Origin of the sequence: Endozoicomonas sp. ONNA2 (assembly GCF_024606365.1) — a bacterium.
In the GTDB taxonomy this organism is placed as follows: domain Bacteria; phylum Pseudomonadota; class Gammaproteobacteria; order Pseudomonadales; family Endozoicomonadaceae; genus Endozoicomonas.
This window is the reverse complement of the sequence record NZ_JAHHPO010000783.1, coordinates 1-21,992: the sequence shown is the minus strand read 5'-3', so window position 1 is coordinate 21,992 and position 21,992 is coordinate 1. Positions and strand designations below refer to the sequence as shown.

Sequence of the window (21,992 nt, the reverse complement as noted above, 5' to 3'; positions counted from 1 at the left end):
AGACCAATTTGCTGTCGCCGCAGTAGGGCAGTCTATTCTCGGACAGCCTCCCGGGGGATTTTGTGAGGGAGCACCGCTACCTGGGAGTACGGTCGATTGAACAAAACTCCCTTAGAGCGGCAAAGGACAAGCGAGAGCGGGAGCATGTTTATGAAATATCCGGGTTAGCCATTGTCTGAAGTGAGGGCGCTGGTTTCAATTTCACTGCTGCCTTTTTGTGGTGTTCTTATAGCCATCCTTGTGAAATTTCCTTATCCTCCCGTTTTTTCCAGGAGCCTGCCAGTGGATGCCCTTGATCTGAATCCGGACAAATATCGACTCGCCAGCGCTCTACGCCCATTCTCCTATTCTGTCGCCCTGGTAACCTGCGGCCTTGGGGTGGTATTGGCCTATCAGCAGGGTGTCGGTGACTGGCGCCGGGCGCTGCTGGTCATGTTGGCTGGTGTGTTATTTCAGGCTGCCAGCAATCTTGCCAATGATCATGCGGATCTGGTGTTGTGGAAAAAACGCTCCGGAGAGTTGGCCATGCAGGTGATCAGGCAGATCCATCGAAACTTTATCCTGGCGGGTGTATGCGCCCTGATTGCCTGTATCATGGGGCTGTTGCTGGTGATCGATGTTGGCTGGCCATTATTGTTGGTTGGTGTTCTGGGCATTGTGGGTGGTTATTTTTATACCGGTGAACCGGTTGTCTACAAACATCGCGGCTGGGGGGTGCCTGCGGTATTTCTATTCACTGGCGTGTTGATGGTCAGTGGTGCCTTTTATGCTGTTGGTGGTTACTGGAATAATGCGGTGCTCTGGCTGTCGATACCGGTGAGTTTGCTGGCTTCTGCGCTGTTGCTGTCCAATGAGATCCGGGATTACCTGGATGATATTAGTCACAATATTCGCACCTTAACCGTTCGTATAGGGTTGGTTAAGGCGAAATGCCTTTATACAGCGCTGCTGCTGGCGGGGTTCCCCCTCAGTTTTATGTTGTACTATATGGGGGCGCTGGATAACCCTCTTTATCTACTCATAGCACTCCCCTTTGCCATTGCCCCTCTGAAACTGCTGGCCAACCATTCCGGTGATGCTGAGATGGTTCGTTTGCCACCTTTGACGGGACGGTTTTTTATCCTTTTTGGCCTGGGCTTCATTCTTTCGATTGTTTTATAGGTGAGAAAAGGAGGCTTTGAATCACAAAACACCCGATGCCTTTCATCGGGTATATTACGGTGCGAACCTGTTTTGTTCTGGGCTCAATATGACGTCACTCATTAGTTCTCAGGTCATAGGTTTGCGTATCAAATAACGCTTCGGGCCGGTCCGGGAGGTTAATAGCCTTTCTGCCACTGCCATTGATAAGTTTTAGTTTGGTGAATCGGTCCCGGGTCGCTTTGACCAGTGTTTCCGAGTTACGCATGATGGTGGGGCGGATAAACAGCATCAGGTTCTTTTTTTCATCAGCGCCCTGACGGTAACGGAACAGCTTGCCCAAAATCGGGATGTCCCCCAGTAGTGGCACTTTTTTCCTGCTTTTCGATTTGATGTCTTCGATCAGTCCACCAATAACGATGGTCTGTCCATCGTCCACCAGTACTGCGGTTTTCAGAGAGCGGGTATTGAACAGCAGGTCATTGCTATCCGAACCAAGCAGCTGCCTGGTGGTGCCCACATCCAGTGAAGAAACCTCCTGCTCCAGCATCAGTCTCAGACTGTTGCCTTCGTTGATATGGGGGGTGATCTTGAGTTTTAACCCCACATCCTTGCGCTCAGTGGTGGTGAACGGATTATTACTGTTGCCACTGGATGACGTCTGGTATGAGCCGGTTTTGATGGGAATGTTTTTGCCGATAATCAGCTCTGCCTCCTCATTATCCAGGGTCAGCATGCTGGGGGTAGAGAGGATATTGTTATTGGATTTTGAGCTCAGGGCGCTCACCAGTACACCGAAGTTGTCAGCACGCAGGGCCAGGGATCCCAGGGCAATGCCGGCGTTATCCAGAATATGCCCGGTTACGCTGCTTTTAATACCAGATTCGGAGCTGGTTGATGTACCACGGATCGTGTCAGTCCCATCAATCCCCCACTGAACACCCAGCGCATCATTAATCCCCCCGGACACTTCAACAATAACGGCCTCTAATAACACCTGGGCCCTGGGGACATCAAGCTGCCGGACAATTTTCTCCATTTCCTGCAGGGTTTCCGGGTCGGCAATCATCACCAGGGCATTCTGGGTCTCATCCGCTTTGACAAAAGCAGTGGTGGTTGCCGCCTTGCTTTTAGCGCCAGACTTGGTGCTGGCCTGGGAAGAGGACTGGTTGGATGGACCGGGAGAGACTGCGTTGGATGCCACCGGTGATGATGGGGTTGCAGCGGTTTTCTTGCCCTGACTGTCCTGAATAATGCCTGAGGCTTCCGACAGAATTTCCGCAATGTTTTTGGCATCGGCAAAACTCAGGAACATGACTTTGGTGGTTGATTTGCGAATGCCTTCCTTATCCAGGGTGTCAGCCAGTTTTCTGACCCGTGCCCGTTTGCTGGCATTGCCCTTGACCACCAGACGATTGCTCCGTTCATCGGCGATCACCTGGAGCCCGCTGGGTAGCTGCCCTTTGCCGGTGACTAGCGTATCAGAGATTATTTTGGCGACATCGCCGACCCAGGCATGTTTAAGCTGGATCACTTCATAGTCGTTATTGCCCGCATTATCCAACTCCCGTATCAGTTTGGTGATGCGCTCAATATTATCGGCAAGGTCACTGATGATCACCGCATTACTGGAAGCCGATGCCGCCGCATGCCCATATTGCGCAATCAATGGACGAATGATCGGGATGACTTCCACAGCGGATACACTGTGCAGGTCGACGACTCTGGTGGTCATTACCCCATCAATGGGCTTCTGGGTCTCTGTGGGGCTGCTGGTTTTTGCGCTGGTGGTGGGGACAACATTAATAATATGGCCATCGGCTTTTGGAATGACGGTATAACCATTAGCGGACAGCACCTCCAGGAAAACATCATAGACTTCATCCCGGGTCAGTGGCTTACTGGAAATCACGGTAACGGTATTGCCCCCTTTAATCCGTGGGTCAATGACAAACGTCTCTCCGGTTATTCTGGCCACCTGGGTAATGAATTCACGAATATCGGCATTTTGCTGATTCAGTGTCCAGAGTTTATCGTCGGGCAAGGGTACGGTGTTATTGGCAGCAGGCTGTAAACCGGTATTTACCGCAAACAGTGGGGTAACTGCCAGCAACAACAGCAGAGGAATGGCTCTGGTTAACTTCCTGTTAAAGGGGGGCGGTAAAAAGAGTAGCGCTCTGGTGTTCATGATATGACCATTAATTCAGCAGTTTGTCTTTATTGTCGTTACAGTTCCTGACTGGCTTCCTGCAGCTTCTCCCTGAGGTCCTGCATTCGCTGTTCAAGAGACATATCATCCGGATAGTCATGGTTGCCTGGACGCTGATCCATTGACTCGGGGATGTCTTCCGCAACGGGCCTGAATTCCTGAAAGGTTCTGGAATCTCTGGCAGTTTCTGGAAAGTATAGTTTTTCAAGCTGGTTACCCCGTTTAATGACAATATGATCGGAATAAACCTGATTCAAAATGGCGCCTCCGGGTAGTGGGTCACCAATTTCATATAACTTGTCCTGGTTGGCTATTTGAATAATTGCACTTGCGTACTTTTTATTGTCAATGCCGGAGAGTGCCCCTCTGAGAATCAGGTTCATTTTTGTTATCGGGATCTCTTTATTGCTTTGGGTTATTTCCTGATGGTCACTGAAGCCAAAAAGCAGCTCAAAGTCTTCATGTTTGATGGTCGGGGAGTTTTCAGAAACGATAGTTTCGTTAACATCACTGTTTTTCCAGGAATGCCTGCTGATCATCTGATAAAAATTAAATGCCTGAAGACTGAGGCTAAGGATCATGGCGATGAAAATAATCAGAATCATAAGATTCCGGTTATTCTTATGCCCCCATTGCAGAAATGTGGTGGAAACCACTGCATTCATGGTCGTATCTTCTGAGGTTAGGGAATTGAATTAATAGGCTATTCTTTAGTCTAAATAAAAGCATAAGAGTCTTGTCTTTTAAAGAAATAAGTTTTTTCAAAAATAATTAATCACAAATGACCGGTGCTTCCCTTTTGCTTTGAGGAGTTAATGATATTGGCTACATCGCTAACCGCTGGCTATGACCCTGAAGACGACACTGAAAATGAAGCCAGCGTTTTACCAAGGCTGCCTTTCAATTTTGCCAAAAGGCATGGCGTTGTGCTTATTGAGAATGATCAAGGGGTTGCCACACTGTATTTTCATAACACACCACCGGCTGATCTGATTGCTGAGATCGGTCGCTTTTCGGGTGTTTTCCCGGCTTATGAGCAGGTCGATGTCGAAAAACTGTCAGAGGTGCTGGCTCAGTGCTATCACAATGACAGTTCAGAGGCGTTACAGGATGCCGCTGGCATCAGTGATCACCTGGACCTGACCAGTCTGGCAGATGCCGTGCCGATCACGGAAGACCTGCTTGAGCAAAGTGACGATGCCCCGGTTATCCGTTTGATTAATGCGCTGCTGACCGAGGCTATCCGGGAAGGGGCTTCCGATGTGCATATTGAAACCTTTGAGTCGACACTGGTGGTCCGGCTGCGGGTGGATGGCGTTTTAAGGGAAGTTCTGTCACTTCAGAGAACCATCGCCTCGTTACTGGTTTCCCGTATCAAGGTGATGGCCCGACTGGATATTGCCGAGAAACGGGTGCCCCAGGATGGGCGGATTTCCCTGAGGGTGGTCGGCAAGGAAGTAGATGTCCGGGTTTCCACGCTCCCTTCCAGCAACGGCGAGCGGGTGGTGCTGAGGCTGCTCGACAAAGCCGCGGGCCGACTTGAACTCAGGCACCTTGGCATGACGGAACGGAACCGTTCCCTGATCGAAGATCTGCTGAAAAAGCCCTATGGCATCATTCTGGTGACGGGGCCAACAGGCTCGGGCAAGACAACCTCGCTATACGCCAGCCTTACCCTACTGAATGACCAGACCCGGAACATTCTCACGGTGGAAGATCCCATTGAGTATCACCTGGAAGGCATTGGCCAGACCCAGGTAAACACCAAAGTTGATATGACCTTTGCCCGGGGATTGAGAGCTATCCTGAGACAGGATCCTGATGTGGTAATGGTTGGCGAGATCCGTGACCGGGAAACCGCCGAAATAGCAGTACAGGCCAGTTTGACCGGACACCTGGTGCTTTCGACACTGCATACCAATACGGCTGTGGGTGCGCTGACCCGTCTCCAGGACATGGGCATTGAACCGTTTCTGATGTCTTCCAGTCTGCTTGGGGTGATTGCCCAGCGGCTGGTCCGGGTGCTCTGCAGTGACTGTAAAGTGCCCTACAGCCCTGATGATGCTGAATGTCAGCAGTTGGGCATTGAGGCTGCGGATGGGGTAACGCTTTATCACGCGCAAGGGTGCAAGGGCTGTAATTTCAGTGGCTACCGTGGCCGAACCGGCATTTATGAAGTGGTCGTTATTAACGAGCAGGTCCGGCGATTGATCCATGGGCTCAAGGGGGAGCAGGAGATCACTGACTATGTCCGTGAGTCCAGCCCCGGCATACGTGAAGATGGCAACAGAAAAGTTCTGGCAGGGGTAACGACACTTGAAGAGGTATTGCGGGTTACCCAGAAAGACTGATGCGTACCAGAGGCCGCCGGTTATTGTGAATACATCGTTGATGGGTACTATTTTCACCGCGGTGGACGAACGCAGCCCATGGCTGCTTCAGGAAAAGGCTCACGATCATGGCCGCGTTTGAATATATAGCCCTGGATCAACAGGGTAAACAGCATAAAGGAACCCTGGAAGCGGACAGCGGGCGTCAGGTTCGCCAGCTGCTTCGGGATAAAAAGTGGACGCCCCTGTCAGTGAATACCCTTGCCCATCGCAAACAGCAGGGTAGGGAAGGAAGCGGTTTCTTCCTGCGCCGGGGGATTTCAGCCATTGAGCTGGCGACGGTCACCCGGCAGCTGGCTACGCTGGTCCAGGCGGCGATGCCAATAGAGGAAGCGCTCAATGGTGTGGCAGCCCAGCAGGAAAAACGACGAATAAAAAATATGCTGCTGGCGGTTCGTTCCCGGGTGCTTGAAGGCTATACCCTGGCCAAAAGCCTGGAAGCATTTCCGGAAGTCTTCCCCCAGATGTATCGGGCCACCGTTGCCGCAGGGGAGCATGCCGGTTATCTCGACCGTGTCCTCAACCGTCTGGCCGACTACACTGAGGCCAGAATGCGTTCTGGCCAGAAAATACAGCAGGCGCTGGTTTACCCGATCATACTGATGTTGGCTGCCATCGGGATTGTCAGCTTCCTGCTGGGATTTGTGGTGCCGGATGTGATCAAGGTCTTTCTGGATTCCGGTCAGGAACTGCCATTAATCACCGAATTGTTGATTAATGCCAGTGAGGGATTTCAAGCCTGGTGGCCTTTGATCTTTGGTGGCATTGCCGTGGCTCTTCTGGTTGCGCGGCATTTACTGCAAAAGCCGTCCATCCGACTTGCCTGGCATCGGCTTCAGTTAAGGTTGCCGTTGGTTGGGCGATTTGTCCGCACGGCCAATGCTGCCCGCTTTGCCAGTACCTTGAGCATGTTAACCCGCAGTGGGGTTTCCCTGGTCGAGGCCCTGATGATTGCGGCCCAGGTGGTGAGTAACCATGCCATCAAACAGGCCGTTCAGGATGTTGCCCGGCGGGTCAGTGAAGGAACCAGTCTCAACCGGGCACTCACAGAAACTGGCTACTTTCCTCCCCTGATGCTCCACATGATTGCCAGTGGCGAGGCAACCGGAGAGCTGGATCAGATGCTGGAGCGAACCGCACAGAATCAGCAGATGGAGCTGGAAGGGCGTATAACCGTCATGCTTGGACTGTTTGAGCCGTTGATGCTGATCCTGATGGGGGGGGTGGTCATGATGATTGTCCTGGCCATCCTGTTGCCCATACTGAACATGAACCAGCTGTTGAATTGAGGTGACAGCCTCCTGGCATGGGTTTTGACGTGTGCCATTCATCCTGAGTGCTGAGCTTGTTGATGTATCGATGGTGCCACCTTCGACAAGCTCAGTGCGAACGGAGTACGGCAGCGTCAATCTCATTGGAACCCGGGGCGCTAAACCGTCCTGTGCGAAACAGGCGCAATGGCGTATTCACAAAAAATCGAGGTCAACCAAGATGATAAAAAACTGGCTCAGAAGAAAAGAGCATCATGCAGCCAATTCAGTCACCGCTGAACAGGGCTTTACCCTGATCGAGATTATGGTGGTGGTGGTCATTCTGGGGATCCTTGCCGCTATGGTGGTGCCCAAAATTCTTTCCCGGCCGGATCAGGCAAAGGTCACCGTAGCCCGCGCTGATATTGAAGCCATTGCCCAGGCACTGGAGCTTTTCCGGCTTGATAACGGTTTTTATCCCACCCTGGACCAGGGGCTTGAGGCGCTGACCCAGAAACCCTCTTCTCCCCCAGAGCCCAGAAACTGGAATCCTGAAGGGTACCTGAAAAAAGTGCCATTGGACCCGTGGGGCAATCCCTACATGTATTTGCAACCGGGTAATCATGGCAAGTATGACCTTTATTCCTTCGGCGCGAATGGCCGTGAGGGGGGAGAAGGTATGGATGCCGATATCGGTAATTGGGACTAGCTTTTTTTGCCAGCACAAGGACACGACATGGCATCACCGCAACAGCGAGGATTTACCCTGATCGAAATGCTCGTGGTGGTGGTTATCATTGGTGTGCTCCTGGGTATTACCTTGCTGAGCCCGATCACCGGCAGCATTCACAAGGGGGTGCAGAAAGAAGCGACACGATTGCAGGCATTATTTACCCGGATTCGTGACCAGGCGCTGTTGGAAAATCTTCATTACGGCTTCTCAGTTGATCCTGAGGGGTACTACCGCTGGTGGGTATTACCAGCCGATGGTCAGGAATGGGATGAGTTGGAACACTCGCCTTTCCAGCCAAGGTTAATACCGGAAACATTCAGCGTGAGCCTGGAGTCAATGGAGCATTCCACGCCCTTTGATCTGGATGAACACTATCCAACCGTTGTTTTCTATTCAGACTATCAGGTAACACCCTTCAGGCTCAGCATTATTCCGGTTGCAGACAGCAATCAGTCACTCCATCTATTCACCGATGGATTGTCAGATATTGAACGGGTCAGGGAGTGATGGGCGTTTCCATGAGTCATTGGGGCTTCAGGCTACACCGGTTTTTTCTGCGCAACAGCCACCTGCATCGCTGTTATGGGTTTACCTTGCTGGAAGTGATGGTTGCCCTGGCCGTCTTTGCCCTGGCCGCTTCCATGCTGATTCTTTCTGATGGCAACAGTATTCGACAGACCCGATACCAGAAGGAAAAAATACTGGCTTCCCAGATTGCTGACCACTATCTCAATACCCTTCATGCTGAGGGACGCTGGAGTGGTCCGGCAGTGAGACCCCGGATTGAAAGCTATGCCGGTTATCAGTGGTATGTTCGGGAAACATCCGCAGCCACTGAGTCACCGGACTTCAGAAAAGTGCAGGTGGACGTATTTATCGGTGAGTCTGAACCAGAAAAAGGGGCTGTTCCCCTGGCAAGGTTGACTACCTGGCTGAGGAGGCCCCGGCAATAATGTTCTGTAAAGCATTTCTTGCTGCCAGAGGCTGGCCCCGGGATCAGGTTCGGATTGTAGCTGGACTGGTTAAGGTCCTGTCCCGCTCCCTGTCGTGTAAACCATGGCAGTGTCGGTGCTTTATCGGGCAGCGGGCAGCGGGCAGCGGGCAGCGTCTGTCAGCCATTGCCAACGGTTTTACCCTGCTGGAGTTAATGGTGGCTATCGTACTGTTCAGTATGATCAGTACGGCAGCCTATAAGCTGTTTATGTCAGTCACCCGTGCCCAGGAAGCAACGCAGTTGGTGCTGGATGACCTGGATAAATTGCAACGGGCAGAAATTGTGCTGGAAAAAGACCTGTTGCAAATAACCCGAAGACCGGTCAGGGATGAACGGGGCATACCACAACCGGCACTGAAAGCCCCGGGTTCCGGTGGGACATTCATGGAGTTTACCCGTTCAGGATGGCAAAACCCCCTTAAGGCAGCGCGAAGCACACTGCAACGTGTGGCTTATGCCCTGGAGGATCATCAGATCATTCGTTATTACTGGCCCACATTGGACAGGGCTCCCGATTCTGCACCTGTTCGTCAGGTGGTGATGTCCAGTGTCAACAGCATGAAAGTCCGGTTCCGCAACGATCACAAGCAATGGGTAAGCACCTGGCCGCCAAAACAGGACCTCCAGTCAGCGGCTTCCGGGGGGGGCCTGGATCAAGTGCCGAGCGCCCTTGAGTTGACCATTGTTCATGAGGCGATGGGTTCCATGGTAACCGTGGTACCCCTGATAACCTACAAACCGGATCAGGATAATAAACAGGAAGATCCCCGGGAGAATATGAATAACGCGCCGGGTAATATACGGCCTCATCCCAGAGGCAGAACCGGAGGCAGAACCGGAGATAGTATCAATGGCTATTGAATCTGCTGAACACCGTCAGCCACTTCTGGCTTCGGCCGGTCAGTACCTGTCATGCCATCAGTCCGGGATTGCCCTTATTTATGTCCTGCTGATTTTTTTGCTGATTACAGCCGTCGCTTCCGAGATCGTCATGAATCTCTGGCTGCACACTGAAAAGAATGCCCGATATCTGGCAAGAACCCAGGCAAAACATTATGCGCTCGGTGCTGAACAGTACGTCGCATGGCTGTTGGAACAAGATTTTCAACAGGACAAAAAGAATAACCGAATGGTGGACCATGATAATGAGCAGTGGAATGTTGAAACCATCAATTATGACGTTGAACAGGGCGTTATCGAGTTACAGGTTCAGGATGAGCAGAGCCGGTTTAATTTGAACTGGCTTGCTGATGAAAACAGTGAGCAACGGACTGAGAAATCGGGTTCACCGGGTGTTCAGATGTTTGAGAATCTGCTGTCAGCCCAATTCATGGACCCGCAATTGGCTGGCAAAATAGCCCGTTGGATGCGTAAAGCGCAGAAAAGTGAATCACAGGGAACGGAAGATCAGCTCTATCTATCTCTTGCTCCCCCCAGACGAACCGGACAAACTGACATGACGTCGGTCTCGGAATTGATGTTAATTGATGGTTTTAATAACGAGGAAGTTGAAAAACTATTGCCCTATATTACGGTTATACCCAAATCATCAAAAATGAATATGAACACTGCCCTGCCAGAGGTTATCCGCTCCTTAAACAGGAATATCTCCGAAGGGGATGCCTTAATGATCAGTCATAGCCGGGGTGAGGCCGGGTTATCCAATATTGAAGAATTGAATCAGCTTGTCGCTCTATCTGGCAAGGCCGGGATCTTTAATGAGAGAAATCAACATGAACGGGTGGTGTTTGACAGTCAGTATTTCAGTGCCCGGATTAAGGCAACGTACAGAGAAACCACCTTTTACCTGAAAACCATTTTTTACCGAAGCAGTGAGGGACATGTGCACGTTGTCGGGAGAGAAATCGGGCCGAGTCAATATTGGGCTCCTGCCAATCAGGCAGATTCAACCGGGAACCCGGGAATTAAATAATGAAAAAAATACTACTGGTTCGCATTCCATCGCCAGTGGGCTCCGTTGATGCCCATACCGTTGTCCAGTGGGGAACGTTCACAGCGGCAGGCTCGCTTTGCGGCGAACTCCATCTGACAGCGATCAATCAGCTCAGGGAAGCATGGTGTGCAGACGAGCCTGAAGGTCAAGAGGAGGCTGACCGTCTGCCGGATGAGGTGATTCTTCTGCTGGGGGGATCCCTTTGTTTTTATAAGCGCCTGACCATTAATGCTGGCCAGAAAAAGCACCTGGTAACCGCACTCCCTTACCTGGTGGAGGAGCATCTGGCCCAGGATATTGAAACCATGCATATTGTCAATGGTTTTCCTGGCCGGGACTTGCAGGTTTCTGTCGCCGGCATTGCCCATGCAACCCTGCAGGCCATGCTGGCACTGTTTGAGGAATATCAGTTGCCTCTGACCAGTATCCTGACGGAAATGCAATTTCTCAAGCCTGAGCCGGGATATACCTGTCTGATATTGGACAACGATGCGGTGATGATGGTCGCACCCGGTCATGAGGGCGTTACCCTGAATGACCAGGCGCTCCCTGTGGTATTTCCTGATCAAGATCAACAACTCCCCGATACCCTGGTCAGCTCTCTGGAAAATACGGTGGCCGAAACGGTGGACGAGCCGCCCGCACAAGTCCGATTAATGTTCTCGGACAATACCCTGGCGGTGACTACATCCAGAGTAGATGAAACCTCAGCCATGCTGTCCGAGCGTGGCTGGCTGGTGGATAAGGTACCGCTTAAGGGCTCGGTGTTTGAGTATTTTGCCGGGCACTATTTTACCTTCAGGCGCAGCAATCAGCTGCTTGATTTCCGACAGGGTGCCTATCAGTGTCCCAGAAGAACCGGGCGATTGATCCGGCGCTGGTGGCCCCTGATGGCCACGGCTGCCTGCTGGCTGATGCTTGAACTCGGGCTGTCAGTAACAGAAGGCATAATGTATCAGAATAACTCGGAATCGCTCTGGAGGGATTCTATCAAAAACTACCTCTCGGTATTCCCCAACGATCGACAAGCCCAGCAGGCACAGGCCCGGCAACAGATGTCTTTTAATATCAGGCAGGTCGTGGAGAATCGCTTGCGTACGCTGGATACCCACACCCCCGAAACCCCTTTTCTATCCATGCTCCAGGTGCTTTCCCGGGTTTCTGGCGCAATGGGTGAAAAGGGAAAAATGGAGCCCAGGCATCTGGACTTCAACGAAGCGACCGGTCAACTGGTTTATGAGTTTGAAACCGGCGAGTTGGATACGGTTAACCAGCTTCTGGAAAAGCTCAATGCGTCAGGCTTCCAGGCTAAGCTGGATAACGCTAACCAGGGTAAATCCAGTGTGATTGCCAGAGTGACGATCAGGCGATGAGAGGGGGAACCATGGAAAAACTGAATAGTCTGCTAATGGCCAGCCCGTACTGGCGGCAAGGTAAATCCTGGTATGAAATGCGGCCGCCCGGGGATCGTAAAATACTCCAGCTGCTGTTTGCTGTGGTGGTTACCGGACTCATCTACCTGCTGATCTGGGAGCCGGTAAGCCAATGGTCCAAGGCTCAGAAAAATAACTATCTCTATCAGCAGGAAATGAACACCTGGTTGCACGAAAATTTATCCAGGGCCCGTGACCTGCAGAAAAATCATCAGTCGGCTGCCACCCGTCAGGAACTGTCCTCCGTAGCGGCCAGTGTTGCCCAACAGACGGGCATTACCCTGGGAAGAGTACAGCCAGACCGCAAGGGCCTCTCTGTCTGGGTTGAAGATGCAGCCTACCAGAAACTGCTTAAATGGCTGGTGCTGCTGCAAACAAAGCATGGCGTTATCCTCCAGCAGGTGCGTATCGATCAGCTGAAAGAAGAAGGGCGGGTCAAGAGTTATATTCATCTGGGGGGCTAGACTAGCCAGTACTGGTTTATCCTGAGTTTGATGCTGGTTATGTGATGCTATTGTTATTCGAGATTGTTGTTCGAGATTGTTGTTCGAGATTGTTGTTCGAGATTGCTGTTCGAGGATTTTTCGGATGAATACCCAAAAAAGGGATTGACACTATCTCCCGATTAGTTATCATACCGGCCACAAGCGCAGGGTGATTAGCTCAGCTGGGAGAGCATCTGCCTTACAAGCAGAGGGTCGGCGGTTCGATCCCGTCATCACCCACCAGCTAGAAACTAGTATCCAGAGACTAGAAACTAGACAGCGGACCGGTAGTTCAGTCGGTTAGAATGCCGGCCTGTCACGCCGGAGGTCGCGGGTTCGAGTCCCGTCCGGTCCGCCATACAATGAAGCCCTTACGATATCTGTTGTAAGGGTTTTGTCGTATATAGGACCTGTAAACAAAGGGTTAAACGCATGATACTGTGGTTTGTGGCCTTTCTTTTTTAAAGCTATTTTTGTCCGTTTTTCTTACTTTTCGCTCTCCTCTCTGAAAAACCGTGGTCCGAGCCCTTCCGAGAACCACAGCGTTTAAATGTCTGATTCTATTATGCTTTCTCTGTCGTTTAAGGTGTTGTGATTTTGTGGGTTCGCAGCCATTACGGCGGTATGGGCTGTGAACCATGTGCGAACTTTTATAAGCCAGTCACCATTGTTTTGGTTTGGGTAAGTGTCAAAATGGTACTAATCACTTTATCTCTGTATACCGCATGGTCATTCTGAGCCCTTGGATGAGCAATGCGAAAGCAGGTCGCCTCTGCTGCTTCAAACTGCCAGAACTTCTTTGGGATCAGCTTTGTGGTTTTATAATCATTGAATAGCTCCTTTATGATGCTATCTACTCTGTAACCAGTAGCAAATCAATTTTCTGATGAGGTCTCAGGGGCTAACAGTGCCAGTTTTCTGAGATGCTCCCGCTGTTCTGTCCATAGCATTGGGAAAGGCTTCAAGCAGTCCTTCAAGGTTAGTACCCAGGTTCCTGTGTTGCAGAGAATGGCTTCCTGAATATCCGGTGCCAGACAGGTAAGGCGGATTAACTTGGCTACCCGACTTTTGTCCGTACTTTCTTTCCTGGCTATGGCCTCAAGGGTTTTATACTTCCCATCCTCCAGCCACTTAATCCAGCGGTGACCTTGGATTAGAGCTCGCTGCAGAGCCTCCATCTCTTCATGGCCAACCATACCATCCGGTGTTTTGATCGAACTCTTACCGCCCCGTCGTATAATCTTGATGGGGATGGTGACTTTGATCAGGTTTTCCTCTTCCAGAAATTCAACGGTTTATTCTTCGACTTTTTTGACAATGGCCATGGGGCTCTCCTTGCGGTTATGGTTGCAATTCAATGGCGACTGCATTCATGCCATCGGGTCTGAAGTAAACAGTGACTTGCTCTGCGGCCAGTTCGATGCGCTTGATTAACAATTCCGTCAGTCGTCGTTTTTCCGGAGCGAATAGTTCATCCCACACATAGGCCAGATCACCCAGTGCGGCCTGAATGGTGTTTTTATCGAGGCTGCCATCCTGTCTGTTGCCATACCTTGAAAAGCAACTCTGGACTGGCCAGTCGTTTACGTATCTCCTGTTCCACCGTACGGGCCGACAGGGGCGTTAGTGGGCTGTTTTTGGCTCCCTGTTTCTGGCTGGTTCCGGTCACGTAATAACGGAACTGCTGGCCGTTCTTGCGCGTGCTGCTGGTGGTCATCGCCAGGCCGTCAGGGCCAACCAGCATGCCTTTGAGGAAAGAGGGATTGTTTCGTTGCTTTGATGACCTGGAGCGCAGCTGCGCATGCACATCGAAGGTGCCATGGGCCTTTGCCCACAGGTCCATAGAAATAATCGGTTCATGCTCACCGGGATACCACTCGCCTTTGTTACCAATTTCTCCGATGTAGATTCGGTTGCGAAGAATCCGATATACGGTATTTTTTACAAATGAGCTATCACCACGAACAGAACCGTCATGCAGCTGTATTGCCTTGGTGCGATGACCTTTACTGTTGACGATTTCACAGGTCTGGATGATTGAACGTGTCTTCACAAAGGGTGAAATTAAAAGTGTTCTTGCACCAATTACCCAGTACGCTCCCAGTATTGATCCCATTCCCCGTTAGAGCGCAAAGTTCTTAAGCAAAGCATTGATCCTGCATTTGAAGGCTTCCACCAAGCCCCGGGAATTTTCAGCCGTTTCTGAACTATCGAACTATCTGAACTTTCTATCTCGCCAGAGCCAATCGTAAGGGTGGCAGCTTTCGCTGCAGCATACTCGAACTGGCCTGGACGATTCCTGATATATCGATGACACTCCTCTGGCTTATTCGCTGCCTTGCCTTTCTTTCCATTTCTATGCTGGTCCAGTTCTGCCATAACTGCATCAATGTCTCCTGATTTCATGCGATCCTGCTGGTTGAAGCCCTGAGCTATTGCACAGCTCAGCCACTGGTCACCGGCTTCATCAGGCCCTCCCATGGTAGCCTGATGTCGTTTATCAGTGCTGCCAGGTTTATAGACCTGGCACAGCTTGACTTCCTGCCATTCTATTTTACGTGTTTTGCGTTTATCCCCTTCCGCGGTTTCATCAATGAGTACTACCGTCACCAGATGCACCTTTGCTTCTTCTCCGGTAGGAAGCTGTCGGGCAAAAGTCTCAAGAAGCTCCATAAAGTTCCTTGTTTGGTAAAAGAGACGAATATACGGGTCGGTGACCGTTAGCTCTCTGGCATCTTTTAAGTAAGGAGCAAACAGGGAGTCATAAGATATTCCCCGTTGGTTTTCATCAAAAGTGAGGTGCTGCTCTTGCAGTTCCGATGCGCTGCTGGCTGGCGCAGTTGATACCGGTGTTGATGACGTTGGTGCAGCAGTTTGCACAGTTTCAGTAGCCGTTTCAGGAATTTCTGTCGTCTCAACGGTTTTAAAGTAGTAATTCGGATATTCCCGTTCTTCCAGAGTAGTGACGCTTTTTGTTTTACCTTCAGAATTGTCGTATGAGAAATCAACCTCTGCATAAGTCGAGTCGATGCGCATTAACTGGTCTTTAACACGCTTTCTCCCCTCAGTGGAAAAGGCCAGAATTTCCTCGATTTCCTGGTCAGAAGCGCCTCCATCAGGGAACAAGATTTTCATCAGGCCAGAGAAGGTCTTGTTAATTCCATCGCGATCACGGGTGGAAATAGCCGGTGACAGTGTAAACTTATCCCGGTATTGGTCGGAATAATCGTGGTTACGCAGATGGCGCAGAATCTCAGCGATATAATCAACCACAAAGCCATAACCGGACGAGAACATTTCTCCCCGGATAATATCCACTTCCCAGCCAGGAATGTAGAAGTGAAGACGGTCCAGAAAAGCGGAGTCATAAAAAGCTTCAGGCAGTTCATCAAACAGGTCTGAATGCTTAAGCATATAGGGTACGGTGTGTCGGGTATTGCCAACAAACGCCATGGACGCTTCGGCCCCCAGAGGGTTTCTACACCTCTGGAAAACGACTTATTGGCCATATAGTTCTTCATGATGTCGACCAACGCTTTATCAGCCCGTTTTTTCTTCCCGGAAAACTCATCAAAGGCTACGGTGTCCCAATAACCCACGAGCCCTATTTTGCCACTGGAGTTATTAACAAATAATTTAGGAACACTCACCTCGCCGCCTGAAAGTAAAATACCATGGGGCGAAAACTCTGAATAAATATGAGATTTACCCGTACCCTTTGGTCCCAGTTCAATCAGATTATAATTGTGTTCGCAAAATGGAATCAGGCGAATGAGTTGTGTCAGTTTACTGCGCTTGCCAAACATCTCCGGGTTGAAGCCAACGCTTTGAATCAGCAAGTCAATCCACTCATCGGTGGTGAACTGGCTCCGAGAGGACAAATAGCTCTCATAATCAAAATGGGAGAGCTGAATCGGTTTAATGGAACCCATAATCCATGGGCTGGCATCCTTGTCTTCGGTATGCTCATACTCCACATCAGCGATACACCAGACACCACTGACCAGTAATTTTGGGTGCGCTTTGACTGTAGCAGAATCCACAAGAATTTTTTTGATGCCTAAATTGGCAAATTGGGCTTCATAGCAATCTTTCTTGTCATTCAGGGCCACACTGATTCGGTCAATTACCTTATGGCGTCCTTTCTCCCGAATGGTTGAGCGAACCAGTCCTGCCTCATTGCGATGTACATAGTGTTTAGTGAGAATCGCCTTAACGGTTTCAATACCACTGAGAATACTGGGCTCATCGCTGGTGGCACAATACTGCCCCAGCAGGTATTCCAGCACATAAGAGGGCACAATGGCGTTGCCCTTAACGGTCTTGACCAGGTCTTCACGAACCACAAGCCCCGGGAAATGGGTATTAATCTTCTGGTCCAGGGCGCTCATGGAACGGCTCATAATGAATCAGTCTGTCTCTGGCTTTGGCTATTAATCAAAAATCAAAATCACTGGTAAATGAACGGCGGAGCTGGAATCGAACAGCCCGATACTCCTGATAGTGAGTAGTGCCTGCATGCTTCTCATCCAGCCGTAGTATGACCTCCTGATTATTGGCTTGATCGGCCTCATGGGAAAGTACCAGTTGAATTTGCAGCTCCCGATCCCTTGGATTTTCGGAGATCATGTCAAACTGTAGATCATGACAATCGGAAATCAGTTCCCCGGCCAGGGTATAAATACCAACCCGCAGGTTTCTTGGCTGAACCTTATCGGTAACTGGTTCTTGCTGGTACAAACGTGCGGTTAGTTGTCCGGATGTTATCATTTTGCTGGCAGCCGGGTGAATCTGGACGCCTACTGCCGAGATATCACTCTTACGCTTTTTATTGATCTTGATGACCGGAACCACCACTTCCTGCAAAGTAGAGCCGCCATGGACAAACCGGCTGCCAGAGCCACTGAGTCTCAAGCGGTTAATGGATTTGGGAATCTGGATCTCCAGATTGCCACCCAGTCCCAGGGACTCAGAAGAGTAGTGGCTGAATCCGGCGGCTGGCTTAAGTCCTTTCCCAAGAATAAAACGTCTATCCCTGTAAAGAATGGCTTCACCTTCCGGCACACTGGAGGAGAAATCACTGTCATCCAGAGCTCGGTCCTGATAAATAAAGCCATGATCAGCAGTAATCAGAATGTTATAGACGTTGGCATTAGTGAGTTTTTTCACCAGCAGAAGCAAATCTTTCAGTGTATTTTCAGCAGCATTAAAGACCCGTTCTTCACTGTCTTTACTGTCCCCGGTCTTATCAATCAGATTGTGATAGATATACAGAACATCATTGGCTTTCACCAGCTCCCGGCTTTGATCCCGGTCCATCGACATCAAATCTTTAGCAAGGACTGCAGAGACCTTGCCCGGGTGTCCGATGTCGAGAATCTTGCGCCGATATTCGGTTCCTCTTGAACTGATGCCATCTACCAGCACCGTACTGGTGGTGTCTTCTGCCAATGCCAGTGTCCGATGAGGCAGCAAAGCAGCCATACCCAGCTGTGTGTAACTGGGGAGTGTCGATAGAGCAGGTGTTAACTCTGCATCAAACCGGTCTTCCCGGCGAATCAGCCCCAGCAGTTCATGGCCAATTTCGTAGCGCAGTGCATCGGAAATGATGACGCAGACTTTTCTATCCTTTTTGGTCAGGAACGGTTTTACCTTATTGCGCCAAAAATGCTGCTGGCTCATTACCGGCGAAGCGGCCCAGCGAGGGGAATTATCAACCACTGCCTGCCAACTGTCATTCACTGGCAGTAAATAGTTGTTGGTATAGAGGTTCTCAACCCGGGTGTTCAGTTCATTGAGCAACGTAGCCTCCGCTGACTGGCGTTTATGCCAGATAAATTTGCGGTAAAACTGGTCCAGTTGAAACCATTGCTCAGTGTATTTTTTGATGCCTTCCGCCATGGTTTCGTTATTGGCGTCCATGGCCAGCAGGCTATTATCCAGAGTTGCAATAAACCGTGCCGCAAAATCTACAGCAGCATATATGTGTTTGTATTTATCATGCCAATGGCTCTGCCGACGCTGGCGGACCCAGTTGGACAGCTCACCACTGGTAATGGATCGTTCGGTTACCCCATGAACCATCTCGCTGAGAATTTTCTGGTCGATCAGCTCGAAATAGTCAATGTCCATCAATTGACGGAAGTCCATAGCGCTCAGTTTCTGCTCCATCTGCAGAATCTCGGCACTCCGGGCAGACAGCGTTGCAAACGCTTCGCCATAGCGACGGCTGTCTTTCCAGCGCTTTAAAAAGACCAGTGCTTCACTGCTTAATTGAACAGAGCCACCTGTACCATGGGCAAAGCAGGATTTAAACAGCTCAATGGCAAAGTCATAAATCCCCGGCGCCTCAGAATGATAACCATAATGTCGCTCAAGCTGCTTCCATAGCAATGTATCCAATTGACAACGAACCAGCAGTTTTGCCTTATCCTCTTTTTCTCTGGCCAGCTCCTGCAGCAGGGCTTCCAGGATGGTGTCAATGCGGGGTTCTGCACTGGCACAGACTGCCAGCATTTTTAGCTCGGTCTGGCTGTGGGAGTCCCGCTCACCCAGCAGTTTTTTCAGGGCTATCAGGCGGGATTTGGCTTCAAAAAAGGTCGGGTATTTCTGTACCAGCTCACTGAACTCAAGCCCCAGTTCCAGTTCCGACAGCCAGAGAGAGGCCTGGTCGGTACGGAACTCGTCATGGGCCAGCTGGACATCCAGCAGCCAGTTATCCCGGTAGGCGGGTTCGGGGCCTTCCCGGTATAGCAGGAACTTCTGTTCTGGCTCTGCACGCAGTAGTCGGTATTTCAGCGCAAATTCATTTTCCTTGAGTTCAACTTTTTCCACCCCGGGCAGAACCACAGTTTCAAAGTCCTGGCGCAGTTCCTTTTGGGCGTCATACCAGAACACAATGCGATGAGTCTGGAAACGCTTTTGCAGAGCCTCTTGAATTTTTGACATGCAAACCCTTTATTTACCGGTGAGTCCGGGCACCTTTTTCAGTGCCTTGCCCAGAAGGTTGTAGTTTATCTTTACCCCATCATCCAGGTCGATGGGCAGTTGCCCTGTGGCGAGAGGGAAGAGGGTATCATGTTCATACTCTTCGATATCCTCCAGCATCTTGTCGAGCCGGTCGATCTGTTTCAGGGCTTTGGATTTTTCCGGGCCAGAGGCATTGGGATCAATACTGATTTGCTCGTGGCGTTTTTTCTCATCGTTCAGCTTGGTGACGAATTCCCGAAGATACTTATTGAGCACCACACTGGCGGTATCCGGGCGGTAGCGATGCAGATAGATCAGTGCGTTGAAATAACCCTTCGGGCTGGAGAACAGCCAGTAGATAGGGCGCTTTTTATAGCGTTTTACATGGTCATTGTAGAAATCCTTGATAAAGAACTTGCGGATATCTTTGCCAATAGCGTTCTCAATAAACGACAAGTTTTCCTCAAAGTGCTCTTCACCAAAGGTAATTTTCAGGAAGTCACGGAAGCGATCAACAATATCATCGGTAAACCAGCTCTCTTCCAGAATGGGGATGACATTATCGGCATCGGGCATAAAGCCGGGCTGGGGGATCTGTTGCAAATACTCCTCCAGGGTATCGCCCTGGTTGGCCAGAATCAGGCCGGGTTTATCCAGCGAGTAGCGACCGAACATGCAGCCGATGGCGTAGGAGATAAACTCGCGGATGGTGTCGGCTAGAAGTAGCTTTTCAAGTTTTTCTTCGCTCTTATCCATCCCATAGCGGTAGTACGGATTACAAACAAGTGAAATATCCTGGGTCTCCACTTTTCCAGAAAATTCACCTTCAAGGCCAAATTTTGTAATACAAAGATTATTATTTGATTCTTCAATTTCTAACATAGACGTAACGGCATTCATCCAATCTTGACGAACTTTCCTATATGTACATGCAAGCTTTTCAGGGTAGCTATTTTGATCTGGCAGTAGAGGACAAGCAGAGAAGTCCCACGAAGTTTCAGCTGAATCCCAATCTTTTCTAGCTAACTCCACTGCTTTCTTAACAAGGTCTTTAGCTTCAATTTTTTTGTATGGTACGGTTTCAATATCCTGCTTTTGATAGTTCATTGTAGGATTAATTATTTTGAGGAAATAAGTACCTAACTTAGAATTTAACAAGGCAATTACATTTAAGCAGTCATCATTTGCAAAAATGCCGGGGCCTGCGTCAGAAAAGAGAACGCCGGAGGCAAAGTATCTGAATGAAATATCGGTAGTGCCAATACGTGACCAAGATACAAAGGGTTTGAAGTAAAATTTACTATCACGCAGACGAAAGTCTGGGCTTTTTTCCTTTATATTTTGCCCATTGTTAAAAAGGTCAATGACATGTTGTGCGTTACCATACCACTTCCGGTATGTTCCACCCTTGTGCATTGGAAACCACTTGTTATGAGGTTTCATCTTTGTTGCTGAAGATAGGTGTAATTGGATATTATTATGCGAAACTTCATACCAAAGTCTTAAAAAAAGTTCATCCTGCCCACTTCTGATCCCCGGGTTTACGGAGTAATTTGCAGAAATAGAGGGGGTGCTAGAAAATATATTCCCAACATTTTTACTCAGCCAGTAGGCAATGGGTGTGCCAGAAATTTTTCTAAAGTCACTTGTTGACGCAAAATACATGTTCTGGTTTGATGAAACAGACTCAAGGATTCCGTTGCTTTTTGCCAGTTCTGAGTCGGTATCTGTAAGCCTGATGTAGGTGCCTTTTAGTTTTTCATTGAGCGTTCTGACAAGAGTGAATGCTGTAGTTGCAACGACTTCCCCTCCAATGCTATCAAATGCTCTGGCGCCTAGATGAACCATTGTCGTAAATGTGTTGCAACCCAATAAACTGGCACGTAATTTTTCAAAAGACGACAAAAACATCCAACTCTGCATCGTAATCATGCCCACCAGCCCTTGCTTTTGCACCAGCATCAGGCAGCGTTCGATAAACATGGCAAACAGGTCAGATTTACTGTTGGGAAATTCGTCAGAAGCAAATTTTTTAAGCGTGGGGTTCATCCCCTTGCTGCCCATATAAGGCGGATTCGCCACCACTACATGGTATTTCGGACTCAGATAATCTGCTTGCTTCAGTGCCACCTGTACTTTTTTATGGATCTCTCCAAGCAACACCTGGTTTTCCAGATCTCTGGCTTTGATAATATCGCCAATACCCGCCACATCGGTCAGGGCAGGGCGAATCAGGGAACCAAAGTTATCGGCCTCTTCAAACTGGCACAGGGTGGTTTGCAGATCCATGGTGAACAGATCCCGACCCACAAAGTCCATGTAGTCTTGCAGTTCTTCCGGACGCAGATCCACATTTTGTAGAATGCAGATATTGGGTTGTATCCAGGGCGATAGAATCGGCCTTACGATCGTTCCAATCAAGGCTAATTTAAACG

General features: G+C 49.8%; 18 protein-coding genes, 2 tRNA genes and 1 pseudogene. 12 read left to right on the top strand and 9 right to left on the bottom strand.

The genetic code is table 11. The annotated features are described in order from the left end of the window. The first annotated feature begins 282 nt into the window (after positions 1–282). Positions 283–1,161 (top strand): prenyltransferase, encoded by an 879-nt coding sequence (locus KDK14_RS13955; protein ID WP_257265780.1) that lies wholly within the window; start codon positions 283–285, stop codon positions 1,159–1,161. Positions 1,162–1,255: 94 nt separating this feature from the next. Here the strand turns inward: KDK14_RS13955 and gspD are convergent, their stop codons facing one another. Continuing rightward, positions 1,256–3,328, bottom strand: a complete 2,073-nt coding sequence (gene gspD / locus KDK14_RS13950) for a type II secretion system secretin GspD (protein ID WP_257265779.1) — start codon at positions 3,326–3,328, stop codon at positions 1,256–1,258. Positions 3,329–3,366: 38 nt separating this feature from the next. Continuing rightward, the gene (locus tag KDK14_RS13945) at positions 3,367–4,014 is read right to left on the bottom strand and encodes a type II secretion system protein N (RefSeq protein WP_257265778.1); all 648 of its coding nucleotides are present in this window, start codon (positions 4,012–4,014) and stop codon (positions 3,367–3,369) included. 156 nt (positions 4,015–4,170) lie between these two features. Between KDK14_RS13945 and gspE the strand changes: the two genes are divergently transcribed. The 11 genes from gspE (at position 4,171) to KDK14_RS13890 (ending at position 12,946) form a co-directional block, all read left to right on the top strand. Continuing rightward, positions 4,171–5,700, top strand: coding sequence for a type II secretion system ATPase GspE (gene gspE / locus KDK14_RS13940; protein ID WP_306671549.1), 1,530 nt, complete (start codon positions 4,171–4,173; stop codon positions 5,698–5,700). 107 nt (positions 5,701–5,807) lie between these two features. Further along, the gene (gspF, locus tag KDK14_RS13935) at positions 5,808–7,028 is read left to right on the top strand and encodes a type II secretion system inner membrane protein GspF (protein ID WP_257265776.1); all 1,221 of its coding nucleotides are present in this window, start codon (positions 5,808–5,810) and stop codon (positions 7,026–7,028) included. Positions 7,029–7,059: 31 nt separating this feature from the next. Continuing rightward, complete coding sequence (gene gspG / locus KDK14_RS13930; protein ID WP_373691081.1) at positions 7,060–7,698, top strand: type II secretion system major pseudopilin GspG; 639 nt, start codon at positions 7,060–7,062, stop codon at positions 7,696–7,698. Between the two features lie 27 nt (positions 7,699–7,725). Then, positions 7,726–8,229 (top strand): prepilin-type N-terminal cleavage/methylation domain-containing protein, encoded by a 504-nt coding sequence (locus tag KDK14_RS13925; RefSeq protein ID WP_257265775.1) that lies wholly within the window; start codon positions 7,726–7,728, stop codon positions 8,227–8,229. An 11-nt stretch (positions 8,230–8,240) separates the two neighbouring features. Continuing rightward, positions 8,241–8,675: a type II secretion system minor pseudopilin GspI gene (gene gspI / locus KDK14_RS13920; RefSeq protein ID WP_257265774.1), complete on the top strand. Its 435-nt coding sequence runs from the start codon at positions 8,241–8,243 to the stop codon at positions 8,673–8,675. Beyond that, complete coding sequence (gspJ, locus tag KDK14_RS13915; RefSeq protein ID WP_257265773.1) at positions 8,675–9,577, top strand: type II secretion system minor pseudopilin GspJ; 903 nt, start codon at positions 8,675–8,677, stop codon at positions 9,575–9,577. Before gspI ends, gspJ begins: the two co-directional genes overlap by 1 nt. Beyond that, a complete protein-coding gene (gene gspK / locus KDK14_RS13910; RefSeq protein WP_257265772.1) occupies positions 9,567–10,649 on the top strand; it encodes a type II secretion system minor pseudopilin GspK in 1,083 nt (360 codons plus the stop codon). Before gspJ ends, gspK begins: the two co-directional genes overlap by 11 nt. Continuing rightward, on the top strand, positions 10,649–12,043 hold the full coding sequence (gspL, locus tag KDK14_RS13905; RefSeq protein ID WP_257265771.1) for a type II secretion system protein GspL: 1,395 nt from the start codon (positions 10,649–10,651) through the stop codon (positions 12,041–12,043). Before gspK ends, gspL begins: the two co-directional genes overlap by 1 nt. 11 nt (positions 12,044–12,054) lie before the next feature. Beyond that, positions 12,055–12,567: a type II secretion system protein M gene (locus tag KDK14_RS13900; RefSeq protein ID WP_257265770.1), complete on the top strand. Its 513-nt coding sequence runs from the start codon at positions 12,055–12,057 to the stop codon at positions 12,565–12,567. Positions 12,568–12,755: 188 nt separating this feature from the next. Then, positions 12,756–12,831 (top strand) — tRNA-Val (locus KDK14_RS13895). A 38-nt stretch (positions 12,832–12,869) separates the two neighbouring features. Then, a tRNA-Asp gene (locus KDK14_RS13890) sits at positions 12,870–12,946 on the top strand. Between the two features lie 517 nt (positions 12,947–13,463). On the opposite strand, the gene KDK14_RS13885 is transcribed toward KDK14_RS13890, so the two are convergent. The 7 genes and pseudogenes from KDK14_RS13885 to pglX form a co-directional block, all read right to left on the bottom strand. Continuing rightward, on the bottom strand, positions 13,464–13,784 hold the full coding sequence (locus KDK14_RS13885; protein ID WP_257265768.1) for a hypothetical protein: 321 nt from the start codon (positions 13,782–13,784) through the stop codon (positions 13,464–13,466). Positions 13,785–13,929: 145 nt separating this feature from the next. Continuing rightward, positions 13,930–14,070, bottom strand: coding sequence for a hypothetical protein (locus KDK14_RS13880; protein WP_257265767.1), 141 nt, complete (start codon positions 14,068–14,070; stop codon positions 13,930–13,932). A gap of 37 nt (positions 14,071–14,107) precedes the next feature. Beyond that, positions 14,108–14,641, bottom strand: a complete 534-nt coding sequence (locus tag KDK14_RS13875) for a recombinase family protein (RefSeq protein WP_257265766.1) — start codon at positions 14,639–14,641, stop codon at positions 14,108–14,110. A 32-nt stretch (positions 14,642–14,673) separates the two neighbouring features. Then, complete coding sequence (locus tag KDK14_RS13870; protein WP_257265765.1) at positions 14,674–16,041, bottom strand: BREX system Lon protease-like protein BrxL; 1,368 nt, start codon at positions 16,039–16,041, stop codon at positions 14,674–14,676. 77 nt (positions 16,042–16,118) lie between these two features. Then, positions 16,119–16,979: pseudogene (gene brxL / locus KDK14_RS13865) on the bottom strand (BREX system Lon protease-like protein BrxL); the annotation flags it as partial. 46 nt (positions 16,980–17,025) lie between these two features. After that, a complete protein-coding gene (gene pglZ / locus KDK14_RS13860; RefSeq protein ID WP_257265764.1) occupies positions 17,026–19,536 on the bottom strand; it encodes a BREX-1 system phosphatase PglZ type A in 2,511 nt (836 codons plus the stop codon). A 9-nt stretch (positions 19,537–19,545) separates the two neighbouring features. Further along, a complete protein-coding gene (gene pglX / locus KDK14_RS13855) occupies positions 19,546–21,909 on the bottom strand; it encodes a BREX-1 system adenine-specific DNA-methyltransferase PglX (protein ID WP_257265781.1) in 2,364 nt (787 codons plus the stop codon). Positions 21,910–21,992: the final 83 nt, after the last annotated feature.

Excerpts from the sequence above, each read along its gene's own strand:
- gspI (WP_257265774.1), top strand. The coding sequence starts at position 8,241 with ATGAGTCATTGGGGCTTCAGGCTACACCGGTTTTTTCTGCGCAACAGC.
- KDK14_RS13885 (WP_257265768.1), bottom strand. The coding sequence starts at position 13,784 with ATGGTTGGCCATGAAGAGATGGAGGCTCTGCAGCGAGCTCTAATCCAA.
- gspD (WP_257265779.1), bottom strand. The coding sequence starts at position 3,328 with ATGAACACCAGAGCGCTACTCTTTTTACCGCCCCCCTTTAACAGGAAG.
- gspJ (WP_257265773.1), top strand. The coding sequence starts at position 8,675 with ATGTTCTGTAAAGCATTTCTTGCTGCCAGAGGCTGGCCCCGGGATCAG.
- gspL (WP_257265771.1), top strand. The coding sequence starts at position 10,649 with ATGAAAAAAATACTACTGGTTCGCATTCCATCGCCAGTGGGCTCCGTT.
- gspK (WP_257265772.1), top strand. The coding sequence starts at position 9,567 with ATGGCTATTGAATCTGCTGAACACCGTCAGCCACTTCTGGCTTCGGCC.
- pglZ (WP_257265764.1), bottom strand. The coding sequence starts at position 19,536 with ATGTCAAAAATTCAAGAGGCTCTGCAAAAGCGTTTCCAGACTCATCGC.
- KDK14_RS13945 (WP_257265778.1), bottom strand. The coding sequence starts at position 4,014 with ATGAATGCAGTGGTTTCCACCACATTTCTGCAATGGGGGCATAAGAAT.
- KDK14_RS13870 (WP_257265765.1), bottom strand. The coding sequence starts at position 16,041 with ATGGCGTTTGTTGGCAATACCCGACACACCGTACCCTATATGCTTAAG.
- KDK14_RS13925 (WP_257265775.1), top strand. The coding sequence starts at position 7,726 with ATGGCATCACCGCAACAGCGAGGATTTACCCTGATCGAAATGCTCGTG.
- KDK14_RS13900 (WP_257265770.1), top strand. The coding sequence starts at position 12,055 with ATGGAAAAACTGAATAGTCTGCTAATGGCCAGCCCGTACTGGCGGCAA.
- gspF (WP_257265776.1), top strand. The coding sequence starts at position 5,808 with ATGGCCGCGTTTGAATATATAGCCCTGGATCAACAGGGTAAACAGCAT.